At 71.6% G+C, this 20,611-nt stretch carries 21 protein-coding genes and 1 pseudogene; 10 read left to right on the top strand and 12 right to left on the bottom strand.

Features of this window, described 5'->3' with window-relative positions:
* The first annotated feature begins 493 nt into the window (after nucleotides 1–493).
* Nucleotides 494–2,236 (top strand): RICIN domain-containing protein, encoded by a 1,743-nt coding sequence (locus ACZ4Z2_RS03275; RefSeq protein WP_468071827.1) that lies wholly within the window; start codon nucleotides 494–496, stop codon nucleotides 2,234–2,236.
* 205 nt (nucleotides 2,237–2,441) lie between these two features.
* Here the strand turns inward: ACZ4Z2_RS03275 and ACZ4Z2_RS03270 are convergent, their stop codons facing one another.
* Nucleotides 2,442–3,362 (bottom strand): nuclear transport factor 2 family protein, encoded by a 921-nt coding sequence (locus ACZ4Z2_RS03270; RefSeq protein WP_468071825.1) that lies wholly within the window; start codon nucleotides 3,360–3,362, stop codon nucleotides 2,442–2,444.
* A 141-nt stretch (nucleotides 3,363–3,503) separates the two neighbouring features.
* Between ACZ4Z2_RS03270 and ACZ4Z2_RS03265 the strand changes: the two genes are divergently transcribed.
* The gene (locus ACZ4Z2_RS03265; protein WP_468071823.1) at nucleotides 3,504–3,890 is read left to right on the top strand and encodes a VOC family protein; all 387 of its coding nucleotides are present in this window, start codon (nucleotides 3,504–3,506) and stop codon (nucleotides 3,888–3,890) included.
* A 198-nt stretch (nucleotides 3,891–4,088) separates the two neighbouring features.
* On the opposite strand, the gene ACZ4Z2_RS03260 is transcribed toward ACZ4Z2_RS03265, so the two are convergent.
* Complete coding sequence (locus ACZ4Z2_RS03260; RefSeq protein WP_468071821.1) at nucleotides 4,089–4,412, bottom strand: hypothetical protein; 324 nt, start codon at nucleotides 4,410–4,412, stop codon at nucleotides 4,089–4,091.
* Here ACZ4Z2_RS03260 and ACZ4Z2_RS03255 point away from each other — a divergent pair.
* Together ACZ4Z2_RS03255 and ACZ4Z2_RS03250 are read left to right on the top strand one after the other, a co-directional pair.
* A pseudogene (locus tag ACZ4Z2_RS03255) lies at nucleotides 4,399–4,960 on the top strand (transposase); the annotation flags it as partial. The gene ACZ4Z2_RS03260 and the pseudogene ACZ4Z2_RS03255 overlap by 14 nt on opposite strands.
* A gap of 120 nt (nucleotides 4,961–5,080) precedes the next feature.
* The gene (locus tag ACZ4Z2_RS03250; RefSeq protein WP_345666216.1) at nucleotides 5,081–5,587 is read left to right on the top strand and encodes a DUF6624 domain-containing protein; all 507 of its coding nucleotides are present in this window, start codon (nucleotides 5,081–5,083) and stop codon (nucleotides 5,585–5,587) included.
* 78 nt (nucleotides 5,588–5,665) lie between these two features.
* On the opposite strand, the gene ACZ4Z2_RS03245 is transcribed toward ACZ4Z2_RS03250, so the two are convergent.
* Both ACZ4Z2_RS03245 and ACZ4Z2_RS03240 read right to left on the bottom strand, forming a co-directional pair.
* A complete protein-coding gene (locus ACZ4Z2_RS03245) occupies nucleotides 5,666–5,863 on the bottom strand; it encodes a DUF397 domain-containing protein (protein WP_468071819.1) in 198 nt (65 codons plus the stop codon).
* Nucleotides 5,860–6,729, bottom strand: a complete 870-nt coding sequence (locus tag ACZ4Z2_RS03240) for a helix-turn-helix domain-containing protein (RefSeq protein WP_468072325.1) — start codon at nucleotides 6,727–6,729, stop codon at nucleotides 5,860–5,862. The genes ACZ4Z2_RS03245 and ACZ4Z2_RS03240 overlap by 4 nt, the downstream gene beginning before the upstream one ends.
* A 184-nt stretch (nucleotides 6,730–6,913) precedes the next feature.
* Between ACZ4Z2_RS03240 and ACZ4Z2_RS03235 the strand changes: the two genes are divergently transcribed.
* Nucleotides 6,914–7,354, top strand: a complete 441-nt coding sequence (locus ACZ4Z2_RS03235) for an ATP-binding protein (protein ID WP_468071817.1) — start codon at nucleotides 6,914–6,916, stop codon at nucleotides 7,352–7,354.
* Nucleotides 7,355–7,583: 229 nt separating this feature from the next.
* Complete coding sequence (locus tag ACZ4Z2_RS03230; RefSeq protein WP_468071816.1) at nucleotides 7,584–7,769, top strand: hypothetical protein; 186 nt, start codon at nucleotides 7,584–7,586, stop codon at nucleotides 7,767–7,769.
* Nucleotides 7,770–7,897: 128 nt separating this feature from the next.
* On the opposite strand, the gene afsK is transcribed toward ACZ4Z2_RS03230, so the two are convergent.
* Both afsK and kbpA read right to left on the bottom strand, forming a co-directional pair.
* Entirely contained in the window at nucleotides 7,898–10,246 is a 2,349-nt protein-coding gene (gene afsK, locus ACZ4Z2_RS03225; protein WP_468071814.1) for a protein serine/threonine kinase AfsK, read from the bottom strand.
* 303 nt (nucleotides 10,247–10,549) lie between these two features.
* A complete protein-coding gene (kbpA, locus tag ACZ4Z2_RS03220; protein ID WP_468071812.1) occupies nucleotides 10,550–11,524 on the bottom strand; it encodes an AfsK-binding protein KbpA in 975 nt (324 codons plus the stop codon).
* Between the two features lie 218 nt (nucleotides 11,525–11,742).
* Between kbpA and ACZ4Z2_RS03215 the strand changes: the two genes are divergently transcribed.
* Nucleotides 11,743–12,390: a TetR family transcriptional regulator gene (locus tag ACZ4Z2_RS03215; protein ID WP_107465195.1), complete on the top strand. Its 648-nt coding sequence runs from the start codon at nucleotides 11,743–11,745 to the stop codon at nucleotides 12,388–12,390.
* 205 nt (nucleotides 12,391–12,595) lie between these two features.
* On the opposite strand, the gene ACZ4Z2_RS03210 is transcribed toward ACZ4Z2_RS03215, so the two are convergent.
* Both ACZ4Z2_RS03210 and ACZ4Z2_RS03205 read right to left on the bottom strand, forming a co-directional pair.
* Nucleotides 12,596–13,096, bottom strand: a complete 501-nt coding sequence (locus ACZ4Z2_RS03210; protein WP_468071810.1) for a nitroreductase family deazaflavin-dependent oxidoreductase — start codon at nucleotides 13,094–13,096, stop codon at nucleotides 12,596–12,598.
* Complete coding sequence (locus tag ACZ4Z2_RS03205) at nucleotides 13,096–14,292, bottom strand: acyl-CoA dehydrogenase family protein (RefSeq protein WP_468071808.1); 1,197 nt, start codon at nucleotides 14,290–14,292, stop codon at nucleotides 13,096–13,098. The genes ACZ4Z2_RS03210 and ACZ4Z2_RS03205 overlap by 1 nt, the downstream gene beginning before the upstream one ends.
* A gap of 115 nt (nucleotides 14,293–14,407) precedes the next feature.
* On the opposite strand from ACZ4Z2_RS03205, the gene ACZ4Z2_RS03200 reads away from it, so the two are divergent.
* Together ACZ4Z2_RS03200 and ACZ4Z2_RS03195 are read left to right on the top strand one after the other, a co-directional pair.
* The gene (locus tag ACZ4Z2_RS03200) at nucleotides 14,408–15,613 is read left to right on the top strand and encodes a thiolase C-terminal domain-containing protein (protein WP_468071806.1); all 1,206 of its coding nucleotides are present in this window, start codon (nucleotides 14,408–14,410) and stop codon (nucleotides 15,611–15,613) included.
* Nucleotides 15,614–15,678: 65 nt separating this feature from the next.
* Entirely contained in the window at nucleotides 15,679–16,365 is a 687-nt protein-coding gene (locus tag ACZ4Z2_RS03195; RefSeq protein WP_468071805.1) for a pyridoxine/pyridoxamine 5'-phosphate oxidase, read from the top strand.
* A 42-nt stretch (nucleotides 16,366–16,407) separates the two neighbouring features.
* Here the strand turns inward: ACZ4Z2_RS03195 and ACZ4Z2_RS03190 are convergent, their stop codons facing one another.
* The 4 genes from ACZ4Z2_RS03190 to ACZ4Z2_RS03175 all read right to left on the bottom strand — a co-directional run bounded on the left by ACZ4Z2_RS03190 (nucleotide 16,408) and on the right by ACZ4Z2_RS03175 (nucleotide 18,972).
* Nucleotides 16,408–17,154, bottom strand: a complete 747-nt coding sequence (locus tag ACZ4Z2_RS03190; protein WP_468072323.1) for a class I SAM-dependent DNA methyltransferase — start codon at nucleotides 17,152–17,154, stop codon at nucleotides 16,408–16,410.
* A gap of 212 nt (nucleotides 17,155–17,366) precedes the next feature.
* Nucleotides 17,367–17,975, bottom strand: coding sequence for a GNAT family N-acetyltransferase (locus tag ACZ4Z2_RS03185; RefSeq protein WP_468072322.1), 609 nt, complete (start codon nucleotides 17,973–17,975; stop codon nucleotides 17,367–17,369).
* A gap of 125 nt (nucleotides 17,976–18,100) precedes the next feature.
* Entirely contained in the window at nucleotides 18,101–18,526 is a 426-nt protein-coding gene (locus tag ACZ4Z2_RS03180) for a Zn-ribbon domain-containing OB-fold protein (protein ID WP_468071803.1), read from the bottom strand.
* Nucleotides 18,526–18,972: a DoxX family protein gene (locus ACZ4Z2_RS03175; RefSeq protein WP_468071801.1), complete on the bottom strand. Its 447-nt coding sequence runs from the start codon at nucleotides 18,970–18,972 to the stop codon at nucleotides 18,526–18,528. The genes ACZ4Z2_RS03180 and ACZ4Z2_RS03175 overlap by 1 nt, the downstream gene beginning before the upstream one ends.
* A gap of 250 nt (nucleotides 18,973–19,222) precedes the next feature.
* Between ACZ4Z2_RS03175 and ACZ4Z2_RS03170 the strand changes: the two genes are divergently transcribed.
* Nucleotides 19,223–20,431, top strand: a complete 1,209-nt coding sequence (locus ACZ4Z2_RS03170) for a flavin-containing monooxygenase (RefSeq protein ID WP_468071799.1) — start codon at nucleotides 19,223–19,225, stop codon at nucleotides 20,429–20,431.
* Nucleotides 20,432–20,611: the final 180 nt, after the last annotated feature.

The following is a 20,611-nucleotide window of genomic DNA, read 5'->3' as shown; positions in this document are numbered from 1 at the left end:
TGAGCGCCCAAATGGCGAAACGCCAGCACATTGCTGGCAGGTGCACGCCACGATAGCAGCGATTGGCCCACGGCTTTCGGGGCAAGCGGTTGCCCTCCGGGGACGGGGGCGGCGACGCGTTGCGCCGACCGCCGGGCTCGATGTCGGCCCAGTGGGCCCGATCGTAGACGAGGGCCGACGAGCCGCCCGCACACGCACTTCGACAGGGCGGGGAGCGAACGCCCAGGGCGGCGCCCCTTGGACGCCATTTCAGGTCGCCGGCGGTGAGGGGGATCTTCGCGGCAACCTTTTCGGGCTCTCGGACCACTCAGCGTTGTCCGGCCAAGCGGTCCGGTCAGATGCAACGGCTGAAAGCGAGAGCACAGGCATGTCCCAGGAACGAGAGCACAGACATGTCCCAGGCCCACCCACGTCACCCGTGGCGTCCCGCGTCGGCGGCCGTCGTGCCGACGGCGGCGCGCGCGGTGATCGCCCGAGGCATCGTGGCCGTCGGTTGCTCGCGCGTCGGGGTCTCTGGGCGGGTCTCGCCACGGTGGTCGTGGCCGGCTCGGCTGTCGTGGTCAACCAGGCTTCGGCGGAGCAGGAAACCCTGAATCTGAAGAAGTGGTACGTCCTGGTCAACCGCAACAGCGGCAAGGCGCTGGACAACCGCGCCGTGGCCACGAAGGACGGCGCGAAGCTGGAGCAGTGGAGCCGTAAAGGTGGGGCCAACCAGCAGTGGCGGTTCATCGAATCGGGGGACGGGTACTACCGGCTGCAGAACCGCAACTCCGGCAAGGTGCTGGACGACTTCGGCTGGTCGAAGGCCGCCGGCTCCGCCATCGTGCAGTGGAAGGACCTGAACAGCACCAACCAGCAGTTCAAACTGGCCAAGTCGTCGGACGGCCACGTGCGTCTGGTCAATCGCTTCAGCGGCATGGTCGTGGGTGTCGAGAACGCCACCAAGGCCAACGGGGGCGACATCGTCCAGAAGCGCGACCGGGGCCGCGCCAACCAGCAGTGGAAGCTCGTCGCGGCCGGTAACGTCGCCGGCGGCACCGGGAACCCGGGGAACTCCGGCAGCACGCCCACGCCCGGCGGCAGCGCTCCGGCGAGCCCGGCCCCCAGCGGTACCCACCCGTCGTCGCCGACGTCCCCACCCCCCGCCAACGGCAGCTCGACGACACGTTTCATGGGCAGCGACAAGGTGTTCATCGGCGGTTCGATGACTGACGCCTCGGCGAACGCCGCGCCGTTCGACGTGCGCTACGCCTACATACACAGCCGGCCCGCGCCCTCGTCGGCCGCCTATACGGCATCGCGCTGCAAGGAGGAGTGGTCGGCCTGGTGGGGCTGCTGGGGCGGCACCAGCACGGCGCCCGGAAACCAGGTGACCTGGCAGGACAGCGTGGCGGCCAAGGCGACCTACGAGGGCAAGTCGCGACCGCAGAAGTACCTGTGGACCTGGTACTCGTTGCGCGACCTCGGGGACATGGCAGGCGAGGGTGACGGCCCGGGCGAGGTCAAGGTCATCAACAGGCGTGACCTGCTCACCATGTACCTGAACGACTACCGGTTCTTCCTCCAGAAGATCGGCAAGTCCCACGACATGATCGACCTGGAGCCCGACTTCTGGGGCTTCGCCCGGTCGCTCGGCAATCTGCACCAGGTTCCCTCGCAGGTCTCGCGCGCCAACCCGACGGACTGCGGATCGCAGGAGAACAGCGCCGCCGGACTCGCCCAGTGCCTGATTCACATGGCGCACAAGTACGCGCCGAACGCCGCCGTGGGGCTGCACCTTTCCTGCTTCGACTGGGAGACCGACGTCCAGAAGTGCGTCAAGGACTACGCGGACCTCGGGGCGAAGAACGCCGACTTCCTGGTCACCGACGTGTCGGACCGCGACGCGGGCTGGTACGCGCAGCCGGCCCACGGCAGCCGTGACACGTTCTGGACCGACAAGAAGGCCGCCGCCTCGCTGAAGTTCTGGAAGACGATGGCCGAGTCCGTGGGCAAGCCGGTGGTCCTGTGGCAGATCCCCGTGGGCAACATGGCGCAGAACAACACGCCCGGCCACTTCAAGGACGACAAGGTGGACTGGCTCTTCGCCCACATGGACCAGGTGGCGAACGCCCACATCGCCGGCCTCCTGTTCGGTGCCGGGTGGACGGAGCAGACGACGCCCGAGTCCGACGGCGGAAACCTGATCCGCAAGACGATCGCGTATCGCAAATCCGGTGGTACGCCACTCAAGTAGCTGAAGCCGAGGAACGCACCCCCGTCTCTTCGATGGGGGTGCGTTTCGTCGCCTTCCTCGGGCCGAGGGCTTACGAGTTGGGGCGTGACAGCCGGTCATCCGACCGCATCACCGTCGAACACGCCCTCGCCGACCACAAACGCTGGAAGCGCGCAGCAGCCATCACCCCTGACTGCCGCGAGATCACACCAAGTGACATGGCTCCTCAGAACATGGTGTTGTCGTTCGCCGAGGTCTCCGGCACGTTCTGGATCACGTCCCAGTGCTCGACGATCTTGCCGCCGCGGACCCTGAAGAGATCGATGACCGCCTGACCCCGCTCCCCCGGCACGTTCACATAGTGGCTGTGGACGGCCACGAGGTCACCCTCGGCGATGACCCGCTTCGGGTCCACTTTCAGCTGCGGGAACTGCCTGAAGTACGCGCCCAGGCCCGCCTTCACGCCCTCCACACCATCGGCGATGTCCGGGTTGTGCTGGTGGTACTCCGGACCCCAGTACTTGTCGATGGCGGACAGGTCCTTGTCCACCAGCAGGCGATCAAAGGCCCTGGCGACCAGCTTCTTGTTGTACGCGGTGAGCCATCGGGGGCCCGGCCGCTCGGTGCGCGGCCAACTCTCCGTGGAGAACATGTCGTTGCCGTTGGCCGTCGTCTCCGGGACCTCCTGGCCGACGTCCCAGTGTTCGGCGATCCTCCCGCCCTGGAAGCGGAAGATGTCGAAGACGGCGGTGCCGCGGGTGCCGGGGACCAGGACGACGTTGGAGTGCACGAGCACCATGCTGCCCTCGGAGGTCACCCGCTTGACGTCGTACTCGGCGTCCGGGAACTGCTGGGCGATGGCGGTGCCGAGGTTCTTCAGCGCCTCGGCGCCGTCGGGGGCGAGGGGGTTGTGCTGGATGTAGTCGGGCCGTACGTAACGGTCCACGACCTGCGTGTCGCCCTCCTCGAACACACCCTTGAGGACGCGGACGGCGACGGACTTCTGATGGCCGAGGCGAGCGGCGTCGCCGTGACCGGCGTGCTGGACGGAAGCCGGCGGAGCCGCCGCCACGGCGGGCACGGCGGCGAGGGGCGAGGCGAGTGCGACGGCCGCGAGCGCGGCGACGAGGGTCCGACGGGCAGACATGGTGGGGGACACGATGCTCCGATCTCCAAGAAGCTTGAGAGTTCAAGCTTGAATGCCCTCCAAAGGAAAGCACTAACTATCAGTTAGTGCAATCCTGTCGAGGTCTCCGAGTGGAGGCCCGCCCTCGTAGACTGCGCGGCCATGACACAACGATGGCCCTTCATCCACCACGTCACCTTCATCGCCTCGGACCTGGAGGCGAGCACCCGCTTCTACACCGCCGCGCTCAAGCCCCTCGGTGTGGTCGGGGAAGCGGCTGACGGCGGGGCGGAGTTCTGGGAGGAGGAGCTGGACACTCCTTCCTTCGGCCTGTACGCGGCGGGCGACGCGACGGTGACCCGGGGCGCGCACATCGCGTTCACCGCACGCGACCGGGCCGCGGTGGACGCCTTCTACGAGGCGGCCCTGGCCGCCGGCGGCACGTCCCGGCACAAGCCCCGGCTCTGGCCCGAGTACCGCGCGTACTGCGCTTTCGTGGACGACCCGGACGGCAACAACGTGGAAGCGGTGTTCAAGGAACAGGCGTAGTCGGGCACGGAGTCGGGGGATGGGTGGCGGGGGTGGGGGGTGGGGGAACGGCAAGATACCTCCAGTCCCGAGCCGGCTGCCGGGGCCTGTGCGACCCACCCCCCATGGCCGCGAGTCCCTCACGATCTCCGTCCGGCCCATCACGTCGCACCGTACCCCTGGCCACTGACAACGGGGCCGTGTCCGCCACCGAGCGGGTCAGGGCATCGGGGACGGCGCATAGTGGTGGGCAAGACTGGTGGCGAGGTCGCCGAGGTGGGCCCTGGCTTCGGCGGGGCCGTGCACGGTGACGGCGCTCCCGAACGGCAGCAGTTCCCGCACGTCCTCCAGACGAAGGAAGCGGATCGTCACCTTGTGGCCGGCGGCGGACCGGGCGGTGGCGGCCGTGTCTTCACGGTCGTCCCGGACGAGCCGTCGGCCGAGGATCCGTCGCGCTCGCTGGATCTGGGCCTGGTCGATGGTGGCGCTGACCTCTATCGCGTGGCTGTGTTCCCACTGATCGATGAGCCACCGCAGGATCATCAACGGGGTCCTGCACCGGAACCGGACTGGGGTGCCGTGGCGGGATCTGCCCGCGCGGTTCGGTAAGTGGAAGACCGTGTACGAGAGGCACAGACGCTGGTCGGCGGACGGCACGTGGGACAAGATCTACGCGGCCGTCCTGGCTGACGCTGATGCCCAGGGCCGCGTCGACTGGTCCATGGTGAGCGTGGACTCCACCACCTGCCGGGCCCACCAGCACGCCGCCGGAGCACGCAAGAAACCACCGCGGGTGCCGGGACGACAAGGCCTATTCCCCACGGCGTAACCGCCGATACCTGCGCAGACGGCAGATCAAGCACACCATCCCCGAGCCGAAGAACCAGCGGGCCAACCGCCAACGCCGCGGCAGCAAGGGCGGACGGCCCACTGGCTTCGACAAAACGATCTACAAGCGCAGAAACGAAGTCGAGCGCACGATCAACGCCCTCAAGAACTTCCGGGCCGTTGCCACGAGGTTCGACAAGCGTGTCCACGTCTTCCAGGGCACCGTGACCGTCGCAGCGATCCGGCTCTGGCTCCGGGGGTAGATCCATTATCCCGGTGCGGCGAGGCGCCTGTCACCGTTCTCCGGAATGATCTTTACATCCGATTTGCACCTCTAGGCTTGCGGGCGGACACAAAGCACGGATCTGACCTGGGAGTTGAGAGTGGCGCACGACGTTGCCGCACTGACAGCGGAACTCACGGATATGGCTGCGGCCGATCACCAGTTGGCAGTCCGCGCGAACAGCGACGACCCCGCCGAGCAGCTGGCCTGGCGGCGGTTGACCGCCCGGCACGGTGACCGGCTCAACGAGATCATGGACGAGTACGGCTGGCCGACGGCGGAACTGGTCGGTGTGGAGGCCGCACGCGCGGCATGGCTGATCGCTCAGCACGCCGACCGGCAGCTCGACGTTCAGCGTCGTGCCCTCCAGTTGATGCAGCAGGCGGTGTCGGCAGGCTCGGCCAGCCCGCGCGAGCTGGCCTTTCTGCGCGACCGCACGCTGGTCAATGAGGGCCGCAAGCAGGTCTACGGCACTCAGATTGCCGGCGTGAAAGACGGGGCGCCGGTTCCGTGGCCCTGTGAAGAGCCCGAGCGCATGGACGAACTCCGTGCGGAAGTCGGCATCGAGCCCTTCGACGAGTACGTCGCCCAGTTCTCCATGGCCTGACGCCCTCTTCCCGGTCGCGTCCGGTGGATCACTGCCCGGGCTCACCTGCCGCGCTGGCAATGATCCGCCGGACAGGCCCTAGCCGAACACACCGCGCTTGGCCCCGTCGAGGAAGGCGCGCCAGCCATCGGGGCCGAGGTGGAGGAGAGGTCCGCAGGGGTTCTTGCTGTCGCGGAGGGCACGGCCGCCGGTCGAGAGGAGGGCGACTTCAACACACTCGCCCTGTGACGTGGAATACGACGACTTTTCGAAGGAGCCTATGAGTTCAGGGGTCACGATGCGTCGTCCTTGAGTCTCTGTAGTGCGCGCCGAATGAGCTGCGCGCTCGCATCCGGGGCCAGCGCTGCCGATCGTAGTTGGTCGAAGGCGAGGGTGTAAGCGGCGAGATCCTCGGACGCCTCAAGGATCGAGGTGCCCCGCACATTGTCCAACGTCACGGCCTCCACGACTGGTTCGTCGTCAAAACTGAAGGAGGCGAACGAGGGAATCTCACCAGCGACCGTTCCCGCGCCCACGGGAAGAACCTGAACGGTCACGTTCTTCCTCTTCGCGACCTCAAGGATTCGTTCGAGTTGCTGGCGGTGATGGGCGACGCCCACCAGTGGGTGGAGGATCACGGGCTCCCAGAGGATGGCCGTGTATGCCGCCCCGCCCTCGTCGATTTTGGCCTGCCTCGCTTCACGCACCTTGACCAGTTGGGCCACGAGATCTTGAGCGATGTAGTTCGGCCCGGCCGTGATGACAGACTCCGCATAGGCGGGCGTCTGGAGCAGGCCCGGCACCAACACCTGCGCCCAGACGCGGATGTGCGTCGCGTCGTCCTCCAGGGAGATGTAGTCCAGGTAGTTCGGCCGCAGGTGCTCCGCATGCTCCAACCACCAGCCGCGATGCTTTGACCGCTTCGCCAAGTCCTCCAGCTTGGCGAGGACTTCGGGGTCGTCCACGCCGTACGCACTCAGCAGCACCCGGATCTCGACGATGCGCGCGTTCACGTGCCCGCTCTCAATGCGGCTGATTCGCGTCTGGTGCACCCCGAGCAGGTCCGCCGCCTGCGGTTGGTCGAGCTTGGCGGCCTGCCTGTACCTCTTCAGCGCGGCGCCAAGTCGCCTACTGCGCACGGTCGGCCGTCCCCCTGCGGGCATTGCTTCCCCTCTCCGGCGAGGTCCCAGAAACCCCCACTCTAGAGCGGCACCAACACACAGCAACAGCAGCTTCAGCATGTATGCCATTCATCGGGTTGCCGAACAGCACCGCTCACCTTTAGCCTCAGCGTGAGCGCACCACCACCCTGCGCTACTTGACTGCACGTCAGGGGGTCTTCTCGCCATGCCCGCACTCGCCCCACGCCCCGCCCACCCGCGCCGCGACTCCTTCCGCATCCCCAAGCGCAGACGGCACGTTCCCGAGGCTCGGGCCGAGGTGCGGCGGATCCTCAAGGACTGGGCGGTCGGTGGTGAACTCGCCGACGACATCGCCACCGTGGCCACGGAACTCGTCGCCAACGCCGTACGGCACTGCCGGGTGCCCCTCGCCGAGATCGAGGTGACCCTCTCGATCCGGGGCCGCGGCCTGCTCGTCGAGGTGGCGGACCCGGACCGCGGGCGGCTCCCGACGCCGCGCACGGAACCCGGCCCGGAGGGCGACGGCGGGCTCGGACTCGTGCTCGTCGCCGCGCTCGCGGAGCGGTGGGGGTGCGAGGCGCGGCCGTTCACCAAGTGCGTGTGGGCCTACTTCCTCCTGCCGGGGGAGTCCGGGTGCGACAAGTAACCGTCCCGCCGCTCAGCCCCGAACGTGGCCGATGGCGCCGCTGGGCCGCACGCTCGGCACGGCACCGCGCCGCACACGGCCGATGGTTGCCGCCGCTCCCCCGCGAACCGTGCTGGGAGCCGGCGCGTCCACACATGAATGTGCGCGCCGAGGAGTCGGTGTGCGCCGAGCGGGATCTCGTACGGCCGTACGTCGCGGCCTACTTGAGGGAGGAGCGGCCGAGATGGGCATGAGCGAGGGAGGGGCGGCGGCGCCCGGGGAGCCGGACCCGGTCAGGGCCACCTTCCACGCGTGGCTGGACCACGTCCTCGTCTGCGACGACGGCTGCCGCGTCCCGGCACGCCACTGCTACCACTCGGCCCTGCTGGGCGACCGCCACCGCGAGGCCGTGAGAGCCGCGCGTCCCCGGCGCTGAAACGAGGACCGGGAGGCACGGGGCGCAGCCCACGCTCCTCAGGGGCGCGGCGAAGTGATGCGCCCCCACCCGCAGCCGCCGGACCACCCGCACCCCCGAGCCACCAGGCACCCGCACCCGGCCCGCACTCAGCTGGTGCGGGCCGTCCCCGTTCCCTTCTCCGCGTCCAGCGCGTACACGCAGCGGTCCTTGCTGCACGCGTACACCACGCCGTCCTTGACGACCGGGGAGCCGGTGATCTCCCCGCCCGTCGCGAGCTTCCACCGCAGGCGTCCGTCGTCCGCCTTCAGCGTGTAGAGGAGGTGGTCGGTGGAGCCGAAGTGGATACGGCCCTCCGCCACCGACGGGGCGCCGACGATCTCGCCGCCCGCCTGGAAGCGCCACTTCGGCGTGCCCGTGACCGCGTCGAGGGTGTAGAGCCCCTTGCCGCTGCCGACGTGGACGTGCCCGGCGGCGACCAGGACCGGCTCCAGGGAGGAGCGGGACTCCGTCGCGATGCGCCAGCGGTCGCGGCCGTCGGTCGCGTCGAGGGCGTAGACCGTGCCGAGGTAGTCGGCCAGGTAGATGCCGCCGCCCGTCACCGCCGGGCCCGGCGCGAACGTCGGCGCGGACAGGAACACCGCCGGCGCCTCGAAGTGCCAGCGGACGTGACCGCTCGCCACGTCGATGGCGAGGACCCGGCTGCCGGCGGAGACGTACACATAGCCGTCCGCCGCCGGGGTCAGCCGGACGGGGACACCGCCGCAGGACGCCGCGTCGCCGATGGGGTACGACCAGCGCTCGTCGCCCGTACGGGCCTCCAGGGCGCGCAGCCGGGCGTCCTTCCACACGTACACCGTGCCGTCGTGGACGAGCGGCCCGGCCTCGGGGGACTCGAAGTCGGTCTGGGTGCCGGTGATCTCCCAGAGCTTGTGCCCGTTCGAGGCTTCCCAGCCCTGGACGCCGCCGCCCCGGGTGGCGGTGACGACGGTGCCCCGGTCGGCCTTCAGCGAGTACACCCACGCGTCGGTGGACAGCCGCCACAGGTCGGCGCCCTCCCGCGCGTCGAGCGCGAAGAGCGTGGGACCGTCGGAGGCGTGGATACGGCCGTCCGCGACCGCCATCGACCAGGCGACGTCACGGGTCTTGAAGCGGCGCCGCCCGGTGGCCACGTCCAGGGCGTGCACCTCGAAGGAGGTGACGTAGACGAGGTCGTCGGCGACGGACGGGGTGCCCCAGACGTCGTTCGACATGCGGAAACGCCATGGGCGCCAGCCGGAGGCGGCCGGTTCGGGCGCGGGGTGGGCGGTCACGGCGGGCGCCGGGTCGGCGCCGTTCACCCCGGCGCGGGGGCGGGACCAGGACGCGGCGAGGCCCGCCTCGGGCGGGGGCGCCTTCACGGCGGCCGCGCGGGCGTCGGCGACCCGAGGGCCGGGACCGATGGGCACCTGCCCGCCGGCGAGCCGTACCGGCCCGGTGTCAGGGGCGCCGACGGAGACAGGCGCCGGGTCGTACGAGGGCGGGGGCGGCACGGGGGCCGGGGCAGGGGGCCGGGCGCCGGCACCGCTACGGCCGCCGGAGGTCTGGCCCGGCTTGGCGGAGGGGCGGCCGCCGCGGCGGGACTCGATGAGGGCGACGGCCTTCTCGGGCAGCCACGCCGACGCCGTACCGCTGTCGTCGGACCCGGAGCCGAAGAGGTGGGGGGCGAGCTGCGCCTGGAGGTCGGCGGGGTTGGGCCGGGCGGTCGGGTCCATCTGCATACAGGACTCGATCAGGGGCCGCAGGTCGTCCGGGAGCCCGGACAGGTCGGGCCCCTCGCGCAGCAGCATGAAGACGGTCTCGACGGGGTTGGCACCGTGGAAGGGCGCGTGACCGGTGGCCGCGAAGACCAGCATCGACCCGAGCGAGAAGACGTCGCTGGCGCCGGTGACGCTGCGCGAGTCCTTCGCCTGCTCGGGGGACATGTACGCGGGCGTACCGACGGCGACGTTCGTCATCGTCAAACGCGTGTTCGAAACGCCGGAGGCGATACCGAAGTCGATCACGCGGGGCCCGTCCTCGACGACGAGGACGTTCGACGGCTTGAGGTCGCGGTGGACCAGACCGGCGCCGTGAATCGACTGGAGGGCCTCGGCGACACCCGCGGCGAGCCAGCGGACGGCCTGGACCGGCAGCGGCCCGCAGTCGTTCACTATCTCTTCCAGCGAGGGCGCGGGGACGTACGCGGTCGCCAGCCACGGCACGGCGGCCCGCGGGTCGGCGTCGACCACGGCCGCCGTGTAGAAGCCGGACACCGCGCGGGCCGCCTCGACCTCGCGCGTGAACCGCACCCGGAAGAGCTGGTCCTCCGCGAGTTCCGTCCGCACGGTCTTGATCGCCACGCGCCGACCCGACGCCGAGCGCGCCAGATAGACCAGCCCCATGCCGCCGGCACCCAGCCGTCCCAGCACCTCGAACGGCCCGATCCGCCGCGGATCGTGCTGCGTCAGCTGATCCACTTGCCCTGCCACCTCCCCGTACGGCCCGCGTCACCCACGTTGTGTGCGCGACCCCGTGCAGCGTCTCACCACCGCACCGCCATGGCGGCACGCACCCCGATTCTTCCTGTACCGGGGGCAGGTTGCGAACCCGGGTGCGGAACGGGGTGTCTCAGGACAAAACCATGCCGTCCGGCCCGTGGGAAGCGGGAGCCCGCATGATGGACCACCTCGGCACGCGGCGTACCACCGGCGCACAACCCCCTCACCCGCCCCCGGGGCACTGCGGAACGTCTTCCCGTACGTCGTTGGCGCAAGAGCCGTTCAGCCTTCGTCCTCGCGCTCTTCGCCCCCTTGCCACCCCGGATCGTCAGGGAGCTGCTCCTCCGGGCCGGCCCCCTGCCGCGCCTCCCGTCGGCCGCCATCGGGCGCGCGCTGGAGCAGGGCGAACGACGCGCCTTGATTGTCCGTGACGACCGCCACATTCCCGTACGACGTGTCGAACGGCGGCACCTGGACCCGCCCGCCGAGCCGGGTGACCGCGCCCAGCGCCGCCTCGCAGTCCTCCGTCCCGAAGTGGACGAGGAAGTGCGGCGGCATCTCGGCGGGGAACACCTCGGTGACGGCGGCCCGCCCGAAGTCGGGGTCGGCGTCGGGCCCGAAGAGCGCGTCGTGGAAGAGGTGGGCGTAGAAGGCGTTGGCCGCCTTGGTGTCACGGGTGTACAACTCCGCCCAGGCGAAGGTCCCCGGCTCGTGCCGCCGCCCGAACCCCGGGTGCGTGCCCGCCTGCCACAGCCCGAACACGGCCCCCTCGGGGTCCGTGGCGAGGGCGGCGATCCCCAGCTCCCCGACAGGGGTCGGCGGCGTGATCACCTGTCCGCCGGCCGCCCTGATCCGCGCGGTGAGCGCCACCGCGTCCGGCGTGGCGAAGTGCGGCGTCCACACGGTGGGCATCCGCCCGTCCGGCTTGGGCACGAGGGCGGCGACGGGGGCGAGGGAGGAGCCCGAGGAGGCGCCGGAGGGAGCGTCCGAGGAGGAGTCCGAGAGGCCGCCCGGGGAAGAGTCGGAGGGACCGTCCGAGGAGGAGTCGGAGGGGCCGTCCGAGGAAAGGCCCGAGGGGGCGTCGGACGGTGTGGCGGTTGCTGCGGTCGCGGCGGGGAGATACGCCCAGACCTCGTGCGCCCCGTCGCCGGGGGCCACCTTGAACGTCCACCCGAAGAGCTCGCCGTAGAAACGCTTCCCGGCTTCCACATCGGGGAGCTGCACATCGATCCAGCACGGAACGCCCTCGGGGTACATAGCGCCAAGCTAACGGCGCCGCACGCGAATCGCGCGGTGAGCGGGTACGTGCGGGTGGCCGACGGGGCGGCGAACCCCGCCCGCCCCGCTTCCCCCGCAGCGAAAGAAACCCGCCACCCTTCTGCCCGTCGCGTCCCGCGAACCCCTTGGTGAAGCCCGTGCGCCCCATTTGCAGTCGGCCGAATCGCGCTCCCATCACCCCTCGGTAAGCTGACGGCATGACAGGACAAGTGCGTACCGTCGACGGCCGCGTGGCCGGCCGGCGTGGGCAGGCGACCCGGCAGAAGCTGCTCGACTGCCTCAGCGAGATGCTCAGCTCCTCCCCCTACCGGGACGTCAAAGTCATCGATGTCGCCCGGAAGGCGGGCACTTCGCCCGCGACGTTCTACCAGTACTTCCCGGACGTCGAGGGCGCGGTCCTGGAGATCGCCGAGCAAATGGCCGCCGAGGGCGCCACGTTGACGAGCCTCCTCGAAGGGCGCTCGTGGGTCGGCAAGGCCGGCTGGCAGACCGCGCAGGAACTCGTCGACGGCTTCCTGGAGTTCTGGCGGAAGAACGACGCGATCCTCCGGGTCGTGGACCTGGGCGCCGCCGAGGGCGACAAACGCTTCTACAAGATCCGCATGAAGATCCTGAACTCGGTCACCAACTCCCTCTCGGAGACGGTGAAGGAGCTCCAGGCCAAGGGCCGGGTCGACAAGGACGTGAACCCCGGGGCCCTCGCAGGATCGCTGGTCGCGATGCTCGCCTCGGTCTCCTCGCACCAGAAGGGCTTCCAGTCCTGGGGTGTGAAGCAGGCCGAACTGAAGCCGAACCTGGCGCTGTTGGTCCACCTGGGCATCACCGGCAAGAAGCCCACGAAGTAACCGGGGGCACCCCGGGCAACCAGGAGCACCCCGGGCAGCGTGAGCGCCCCGGGCGGCCCCGGACGCAGAGCCTGTCACGCTGGACGGCGCCCTCACCCGAGGGACGCCGCCCGCCGCGTCCTCACCGCCGCCCGCGCGTCCTCACCGCCGCCCGCGCGTCCTCGTCACCGCCCGCCGCGTCCTCGCCACCGCCCCCGCGTCCTCGTCACCGCCGGACGATCCGGAACACCCGGATCTGCCGCTCCACCCTCGCCTGGTACGTCGCGTACGGCGGCCAGAAGCGCAGCAGTTCCCGCCACGCCGCCGCCCGCTCCTCGCCCTCCAGCAGCCGCGCGGTGACCGGGATGTCCTCGCCCTTCCAGCTGATCACGGCGTCGGGGTGGGCCAGGAGGTTCGCCGTCCAGGCGGGGTGGTCGGTCCGCCCGAAGTTGGAGCCCACGAGCAGCCAACTCCGGCCGCCCGCCTCGGGCATGCAGGCGAGCGGCGTACGGCGCGGCACCCCGCTCTTCGCCCCGGTCGCGGTCAGGACGATCCCCGGCAGCAGCTGCGCGCTGAGCAGCACCCTGCCCCGTGTCGCCCGGTGCACGGCCCGGTCCAGGGCCGGGATGACATGCGGCGCCACCCGCGCGAACGCCGGAGCGGACGACACCTTCTGCACCCATCGCACGCCCATGTCCTTCAGACCGCTCGTGCTCTTCGAGGCCATCAGCCCCGCACCTCCTCGTCGTCGCCCCCGAGAATGCCCGCCAGCTCCGCCGCCCGCCCCCGCAGCCGGTGCACGGGGCCGAGCAGGAGCTCGTCCGCCGCCGCGCGCTTGACGTACAGATGCGCCTCGTGCTCCCACGTGAAACCGAGGCCGCCGTGGAACTGGACGCCCTCCGACGCGGCGGTCCACAACGTCTCCAGGGCCTGGGCGAGGGCCTGCCCGCCGACCCGCTCGCCGCGCACGCCCGCGCTCCACGCCGCGTAGTACGCCGCCGAGCGGGCGGCCTGGACCGCCACGTACACGTCCGCCAGCCGGTGCTTGACCGCCTGGAACGATCCGATCGGCCGCCCGAACTGCTCCCGCTGCCCCACGTGGGCGACGGTCCGCTCCAGTGCCCGGTCGGCCGCTCCCACCGCCTCGGCGGCGAGGACGGCGGCGGCCGCGTCGCCCACCTCGGCGAGCGCGCCCGGCACGTCCGCCTCGTCGTCGTCGCCGAGCAACTCCGCTGGTGCGTCGCGAAGTTGGACCCGGCCCACCGGTCGGGTCTCGTCGAGGGCGGTCTGCCGTACCCGTACGAGCCCCGCGGCCTCCGCCGGGACGAGGAACAGCAGCGTGCGCGACCGGGCGAAGCCGCCGGTGTGGGCGGCCACGAGGAGCAGGCCCGCGCTGTGCCCGTCGAGCACCTGGGCGGCCTCCCCGTACAGCCGCCAGTCGTCACCGGCCCGCCGCGCCTGCACTCCTCCGGCGCGGCCCCCGCCGGCCCAGTCGCCGCGGTTGTCGCCGGTCAGGTCGAGCGCGGTGGCGAGGGCGGTGCCGGGTACGGCGAGCGTCGCGGTGAGCCGGCCGGTGGCGAGGCGGGGGAGGAGCCGGTCGCGCTGGCGGTCGGTGCCGAGGGCGAGGACGAGGGGGGCGGCGAGGAGGGAGGTGCCCGGCAGCGGCGAGGGGGTGAGGGCGCGCCCCAGTTCCTCGAAGGCCAGGGCGAGTTCGGTGACCGAGCAGCCGACCCCGCCGTACTCCTCGGGGAGCGCGAGCCCCGGCAGCCCGAGCTGTTCGGCGAGCGTCGTCCAGAGCGCGGTGTCGTACCCCTCGCCGGTCCGAACGGCCGCCCGGACGTCCTCCGGGCCGCTGCGCTTGAGCAGCAACTCCCGTACCGTGCGGCGGATCTCGTCCTGCTCGGCGGTGAAGCGGGCGTTCATGGGCGGTCCCCCTCTGCTTCCCCCCTGTGCTGCACCTGACGGTGCGTCATATTAGAGCGGGAGGCGGCCGACGCACAGGTCCCCCGTCCCGGCAATCTGATGTACCGTCAGATTCATGACCGCTGCCGCCGTACCGGGGATCCGCAGGGGAAGGACCGGCCGCCGCGAGGTGGCCGTCGTCGGGGTCGCGCTCGCCGACTGCGGGCGGGTGGACGACACGACGCCGTACGCGCTGCACGCGCAGGCCGCCCGCCGGGCCCTGGCGGACGCGGGTCTGGAGCACACCGTCGTGGACGGGCTGGCGTCGGCGGGCCTCGGGACGCTGGCGCCGGTGGAGGTGGGCGAGTACCTGGGACTGCGGCCGACCTGGGTGGACTCCACCTCGGTCGGCGGCGCCACCTGGGAGGTCATGGCGGCGCACGCGGCGGACGCGATAGCCGCCGGGCACGCGAACGTCGTCCTGCTCGTGTACGGCTCCACGGCCCGCGCCGACGTCCGGGCGGGCCGCCGCACCGGCACCCTCTCCTTCGGCGCCCGCGGCCCCCTCCAGTACGAGGCCCCCTACGGGCACACCCTGATCGCCAAGTACGCCATGGCCGCCCGCCGCCATATGCACCAGTACGGGACGACCCTGGAGCAGCTCGCCTCGGTGGCCGTCCAGGCCCGGGCGAACGCGGCGGCGAACCCCGAGGCCATGTTCCGCACACCGATCACCGTCGACGACGTGCTGTCCTCCGCGCCGATCGCGGACCCGTTCACCAAGCTCCACTGCTGCGTCCGCTCCGACGGCGGCGCGGCGGTCGTCCTGGCGGCCGAGGAGTACGTACGCGACTGCCGGCCCGCGACGCCCGTCCGGGTGCTCGGCACCGGGGAGCACGTCTCCCACACCACCATGTCCGAGTGGCCCGACTTCACCGTGTCCCCGGCGGCGGTCAGCGGCCGCCTGGCCTTCGAACGGGCCGGGGTCCGCCCGTCCGAGATCGACTTCGCGGAGATCTACGACGCCTTCACGTACATGACGCTGGTGACGCTGGAGGACCTGGGTTTCTGCGCCAAGGGAGAGGGCGGCCCCTTCGTGGAGAAGAACCGTCTGACCCTCACCGGGGACCTGCCCGTCAACACCGACGGCGGCGGTCTGTCCGCCCAGCACCCCGGGATGCGCGGCCTCTTCCTCCTCGTCGAGGCCGTCCGCCAGCTGCGCGGCGAGGCCGGCGACCGGCAGCTGCGCTCCCCCGGCGGCGACCTCCCGCGCCTCGCCGTGGCCTCCGGCACGGGGGGCTGGTTCTGCTCGTCGGGGACGGTGGTGCTGGGGCGGGGGTGAGGGCCCCGGCAACGGTCCTTCCGGCCTCGTGGGCCGCCCCGCCGCGGCCCGGGCAGAATCGGCGCATGAGCACTCCCGGCGCCGACGCCCCCTCCGACTTCGTACAGCTGCTGCGGACCCTGCGGGTCTGGGACCCCGAGGTCACCGAGCTGCCCGGCTTCGACCCGGCCACGGCGCCCGCCGCACCGGTCCCCCTGTTCACCGCCTGGTTCGCGGACGCGGTCGCGGCCGGGCAGCCGGAGCCGCACACGATGTCACTGGCCACGGCGGACGGCGAAGGGCTCCCGGACGTCCGTACCGTGATGCTGCACGACGTGGACGACCACGGCTGGCACTTCGCGACGCACGCCGGCAGCCGCAAGGGCCGGCACCTCGCGGCCCGCCCGTACGCGGCCCTCGGCTTCTACTGGCCCGTGCGGGGACGGCAGGTGCGGGTGCGCGGCCGGGTCACGGTGGCGCCCGCCGCGTTCGCCCAGGCCGATCTGCACGCCCGCTCGACGGGCGCGCTGGCCGCGGCCCTCGTGGGCCGGCAGAGCGCGGTCCTGTCCTCCCTGGCGGAGCTGGAGCGGGCGTCGGAGGACGCCTGGGCACGGGCCGAGGAGGAGCCGGACGCACCCGTCCCGTCCTGGACGGCGTACGCGGTCGACCCGGACGAGGTGGAGTTCTTCCAGGGCGACGCCCGCCGACGCCACGTACGGCTCGTCTACCGCAGGACGGAGGAGGGCTGGGCCACGGAACTCCTGTGGCCCTGAGGACCCGGCCCCGACGCCCGGCCCCACCCCGGCCCTACCGGTTCAGACCTTCTCCCACACCGACACGTGCCGGGTGCTCTCGCTGGTGAACGGGCTGCCGTCCCAGTCCTCCCAGCGGTCGCGCAGCCGCATCCCGGCGAGGCGGGCCATGAGGTCCAGCTCGGCCGGCCAGACGTACCGGAACGGGATCGAGAAGTGCGTCGCCCGCCCGTCGACGACCCGCACATGGTGCGACCGCATGCCCTGCGTGACCACGTCGTAGGTGTCGAACCCCAGCCGGTCCGGGCCCACGTGGAACGGAACCGCGTCCTGCCCCGGGGGCAGCCTGCGCAGTGCCGGGACCCCGACCTCGATCACGAAGCAGCCGCCGGGCACCAGGTGCGCGGCGGCGTTGCGGAAGCAGTCCACCTGGGCGTCCTGCGTGGTCAGGTTGTTGATCGTGTTGTAGACGAGGTAGGCGACCGTGAACTCACCGTCCACGCGGGCGGTGGCGAAGTCCCCGATGGTCACGCCGATCGCGTCCCCGCCGGGCTTGGCCCGCATCCGCTCGACCATGGCGCGCGACATGTCGATGCCGTGCACGGGGACGCCCCTGCGGGCGAGGGGCAGGGCGATGCGGCCGGTGCCGACACCGAACTCCAGTGCGCGGGCCGCGCGCCCGGGCCGCACCGCGAGGTCAGCGATCAGCTCCACGGCGGGTCCGACCCTCTTCGGGTCGAACATCTCGGCGGATGTCTCGTCGTAGTGGGAGGCGATGGCTTCGCCGAAGTAGCCGTCCGGGTCGTCCACACCGGCGTACCCGTCGTCGGATGCCTGCGTCTTCACGTCGCGGTCGGCGCGGTCGGCGCGGTCGGCGCGGTCGGCGTAGTCGGATGCCTGTGCGTTTCCGTGGTCACGTCCTTCTGCACGCATTCTCACGACCGTACCGAGCGGGGGCCGGCCACCGCACGAGCATTTCCGGCCCCGATCATGCCGCGCGAGGCGTTCGCGCCCCGCTCGGGCTATGGCCCGTCGTAGAGGTTCGCGTCCGGCTGCGGGTCGGTGGCCAGGCGGGCGTGGAGGTGGGAGTCGCGGAAGGCGTCGTGCCGCCCCGCCTCCCACATCGACCCGCGCAGGGTCCCCTCGGACGGGTACCCGCACCGCTCGGCGATCCGGCAGGAGGCGTCGTGGCCGAGGGCGTGGTCGAGTTCGATGCGGTGCAGGCCGAGTTCGGCGAAGGCCCAGCGCGTGGCGAGGTCGAGCGACCGGAGGGCGACACGCCGGCCGCGGGCCTCGGGCAGCACCCAGTAGCCGACCATGGCGCGCCGCATGAGCCGGTCGACCCCGCTGAACCCGACATGCCCGAGCGTGACCCCGCTCTCCGCGTCCACGACCCGGAACGTCGCGGTCCGCCCCTCCGCGTCCGTCTCCGCGCGCTGCCGCAACGACTCACGGGCCCCCTCGGGCCCCTCGTCCAGCATCAGGGGCGTGTTCCACCGCCGGAACTCCGGGTCGGAACGCCCCCGGAACCAGGCGTCGACATCGGCGTCCGACTCGGCGTCCCAGGCACACAGCACAAGCCCGTGCCCGCGCACCTCGGCAGGCGCAGCCAACTCGGCAGGCGCAGCCAACTCGGCAGGCGCAGCCAACTCGGCGGGCTCGGCGAACTCGGCGTGCCCGGCGGGCGATTCATCGGCACACGGCTCAGGAGTACGACTCACCCCGCCATTGAAACCCAGGCCCGCAAGCCGCGCCCCTACGGGGTCCCGCACACCCGGAACACCGGCACCCGGAACTCCCCCGCCTCCCGGAACGCCACCTCCAGCGCCATCCCCACCCGAAGGCTCCCAGCCTCGCACTCCACGACCTCGGTCATCAGCCGCGGCCCCTCGACGAGGTCGACGACGGCGGCGACGTACGGGGTCCGCTCCCCGAAGGGCGGCAGGTCGTTGCGGTGGACGACGGACCACGTGTACAGCGTGGCCCGCCCGCTCGCCCGCTCCCAGCGCACGTCCTCGCTCCAGCAGTGGGGGCAGAACTCCCGGGGGTAGTGGTGGGCCCGCCCGCACGCCCCGCACCGCCGTACCAGCAGCCGCCCCTCGGCCGCCGCGTCCCAGTACGTACGGCTGAACGCGTCGGCCTCCGGCAGATCGAACCGGCCGCCCGCCCCGCCGGCGGCCATCAGAAGAGCCCCAGCGCGCTGTCCAGCGACCAGCTCTGCCAGGACATCCCGAAGAGCGCCACGACCGAGATCAGCGCCATCATCGAGTTCTGTCCCTGCTCGGCCCAGTCGTGGATCATCAGCACGAAGTAGAGCAGGTTGAGCAGCAGGCCCCCGACGAGCGCCACGGGAGTGAGGAACCCGAGGACCAGACCGAGCCCGAGGGCGAGTTCGGCGTACGCGACGACGTACGCCATGGTGCGCGGCCGGGGCTTCACCACCACGTCGAAGCCGCTGCGCACCGCCTCCCACCGGTGCTTCCCCGCCACCCCGGCCGCCCAGGCGATCCCGGCCCCCTGGAACCAGGTCTTCTTGTCCTTGTGCCGCCAGCTCTCCAGCCACCACAGCCCGAGCCCGATCCGCAGCACAGCCAGCCATTCACCACCGGAGAGCCAGACCGAGTCCATCGCTGCCGCCCTTCGCGTCCGCGCGGGGTTTCTGACGGTACGTCAGTTCAGCGGATGGAAGGGGGAAGCGCAAGACATGGAGAGGCGACCGCAGGGCTCCGCGCCACCCCCATCCGCGCCACGCGCCCGCCACGTTCCGGGAGACCTACGCCACAGACCTCACGCACACCTCCTCAGCCGTGATCAATCCGCAACCAATTCCGGTCTTGACCGAGACCCATCAATGAGGGACGTGAATACGCTCGGGCACATGGCCGACTCCAGAGCATCCGCGACCCCCGTCTCCGACCACCCGGTCTATGTGATCGGTGCCGGTCCCGGCGGGCTGGCCGCCGCCCACGCGCTGCGCGCCCGGGGGATACGGGCCGTCGTACTGGAGAAGTCGGACGCGGTGGGCGCGTCCTGGCGGCGGCACTACGACCGGCTGCGCCTGCACACCACCCGGCGGCTGTCGGCACTGCCCGGCCTGCCGATGCCGCGCCGCTTCGGCCGGTGGGTGGCGCGGGACGACGTGGTCCGCTACCTGGAGAAGTACGCCGAGGTCCACGCGCTGGAGATCGTGACCGGCGTCGAGGTCAGCCGCGTCGAGCGGAACCCCGACGGCACCTGGCTGCTGCGCGCCACCGGCGGGCGTCAGCTCACCGCCGGCGCGGTCGTCGTCGCCACCGGCTACAACCACACCCCGCACATCCCGGACTGGCCCGGCCGCGACACCTTCACCGGCGAGCTGTCCCACGCCTCCGCGTACCGCAACCCCGAGCCCTATGCCGGCCGTGACGTCCTCGTCGTCGGCATCGGCAACACCGGCGCCGAGATCGCCGTCGACCTCGTCGAGGGCGGGGCGAAGCGGGTGCGGCTCGCGGTGCGGACGGCCCCGCACATCGTGCGCCGCTCCACGGCCGGCTGGGCCGCCCAGTACAGCGCCGTCCTGGTCCGGCGCCTCCCGGTCGCCCTGGTGGACCGGATCGCCAAGCCGATGGCCAGGCTCAGCGTGCCTGACCTGTCCGCGCACGGGCTGCCCCGCCCCACCTCCGGCCTGTACTCCCGGGTGAACGAGGGCTCCATCCCCGTCCAGGACGTCGGCATCATCGACGCCGTCCGCAAGGGGAAGGTGGAGATCGTCGCCGCGGTCGAGAGGTTCGAGGACGGCAAGGTCGTCCTCGCCGACGGCTCGCGCGCCGAACCCGAGGCCGTGATCGCCGCCACCGGCTACCGCCGGGCCCTGGAGGGCCTCGTCGGCCATCTCGACGTCCTGGACGGGCGCGGCAAGCCGGTCGTGCACGGCGCGCGCTCCCCGCGGAACGCGCCCGGCCTGTACTTCACCGGCTTCACCAACCCCATCAGCGGCATGTTCCGCGAACTCGCCCTGGACGCGGAGAAGATCGCCAAGGCCGTCGCCCGCACCGGCGGCGTCGCCACGCGCGACGCGGTCACCGTCCAGGTACGCGCCGCGCGCTGAACGGGGCACGGCGGGGCGGGGCGAGCCGGCGATCACGGCTCGCCCGGCCGTATACGTCTGACGCCCGCCCCCGGCGGGTACAACTCCCCGTACCGCCACGTAACTTTGCGCGCACACCCATTCCTGACACTGCGTCAGTTCAGTAGTCTGAAATCTGACGCTGTGTCAGTTAGGTGAGCG

Source organism: Streptomyces sp. NPDC030183 (genome assembly GCF_055573455.1).
The sequence above is the reverse complement of the archived record's forward strand: the minus strand, read 5'-3'. Positions and strand labels throughout refer to the sequence as shown.

Coding starts and splice junctions, on each gene's coding strand:
- ACZ4Z2_RS03270 (WP_468071825.1), bottom strand. CDS start 3,362: ATGTCTGCCCGTCGGACCCTCGTCGCCGCGCTCGCGGCCGTCGCACTC.
- ACZ4Z2_RS03265 (WP_468071823.1), top strand. CDS start 3,504: ATGACACAACGATGGCCCTTCATCCACCACGTCACCTTCATCGCCTCG.
- ACZ4Z2_RS03260 (WP_468071821.1), bottom strand. CDS start 4,412: ATGATCCTGCGGTGGCTCATCGATCAGTGGGAACACAGCCACGCGATA.
- ACZ4Z2_RS03240 (WP_468072325.1), bottom strand. CDS start 6,729: ATGCCCGCAGGGGGACGGCCGACCGTGCGCAGTAGGCGACTTGGCGCC.
- ACZ4Z2_RS03235 (WP_468071817.1), top strand. CDS start 6,914: ATGCCCGCACTCGCCCCACGCCCCGCCCACCCGCGCCGCGACTCCTTC.
- ACZ4Z2_RS03230 (WP_468071816.1), top strand. CDS start 7,584: ATGAGCGAGGGAGGGGCGGCGGCGCCCGGGGAGCCGGACCCGGTCAGG.
- kbpA (WP_468071812.1), bottom strand. CDS start 11,524: ATGTACCCCGAGGGCGTTCCGTGCTGGATCGATGTGCAGCTCCCCGAT.
- ACZ4Z2_RS03215 (WP_107465195.1), top strand. CDS start 11,743: ATGACAGGACAAGTGCGTACCGTCGACGGCCGCGTGGCCGGCCGGCGT.
- ACZ4Z2_RS03210 (WP_468071810.1), bottom strand. CDS start 13,096: ATGGCCTCGAAGAGCACGAGCGGTCTGAAGGACATGGGCGTGCGATGG.
- ACZ4Z2_RS03205 (WP_468071808.1), bottom strand. CDS start 14,292: ATGAACGCCCGCTTCACCGCCGAGCAGGACGAGATCCGCCGCACGGTA.
- ACZ4Z2_RS03200 (WP_468071806.1), top strand. CDS start 14,408: ATGACCGCTGCCGCCGTACCGGGGATCCGCAGGGGAAGGACCGGCCGC.
- ACZ4Z2_RS03195 (WP_468071805.1), top strand. CDS start 15,679: ATGAGCACTCCCGGCGCCGACGCCCCCTCCGACTTCGTACAGCTGCTG.
- ACZ4Z2_RS03180 (WP_468071803.1), bottom strand. CDS start 18,526: ATGGCCGCCGGCGGGGCGGGCGGCCGGTTCGATCTGCCGGAGGCCGAC.
- ACZ4Z2_RS03175 (WP_468071801.1), bottom strand. CDS start 18,972: ATGGACTCGGTCTGGCTCTCCGGTGGTGAATGGCTGGCTGTGCTGCGG.
- ACZ4Z2_RS03170 (WP_468071799.1), top strand. CDS start 19,223: ATGGCCGACTCCAGAGCATCCGCGACCCCCGTCTCCGACCACCCGGTC.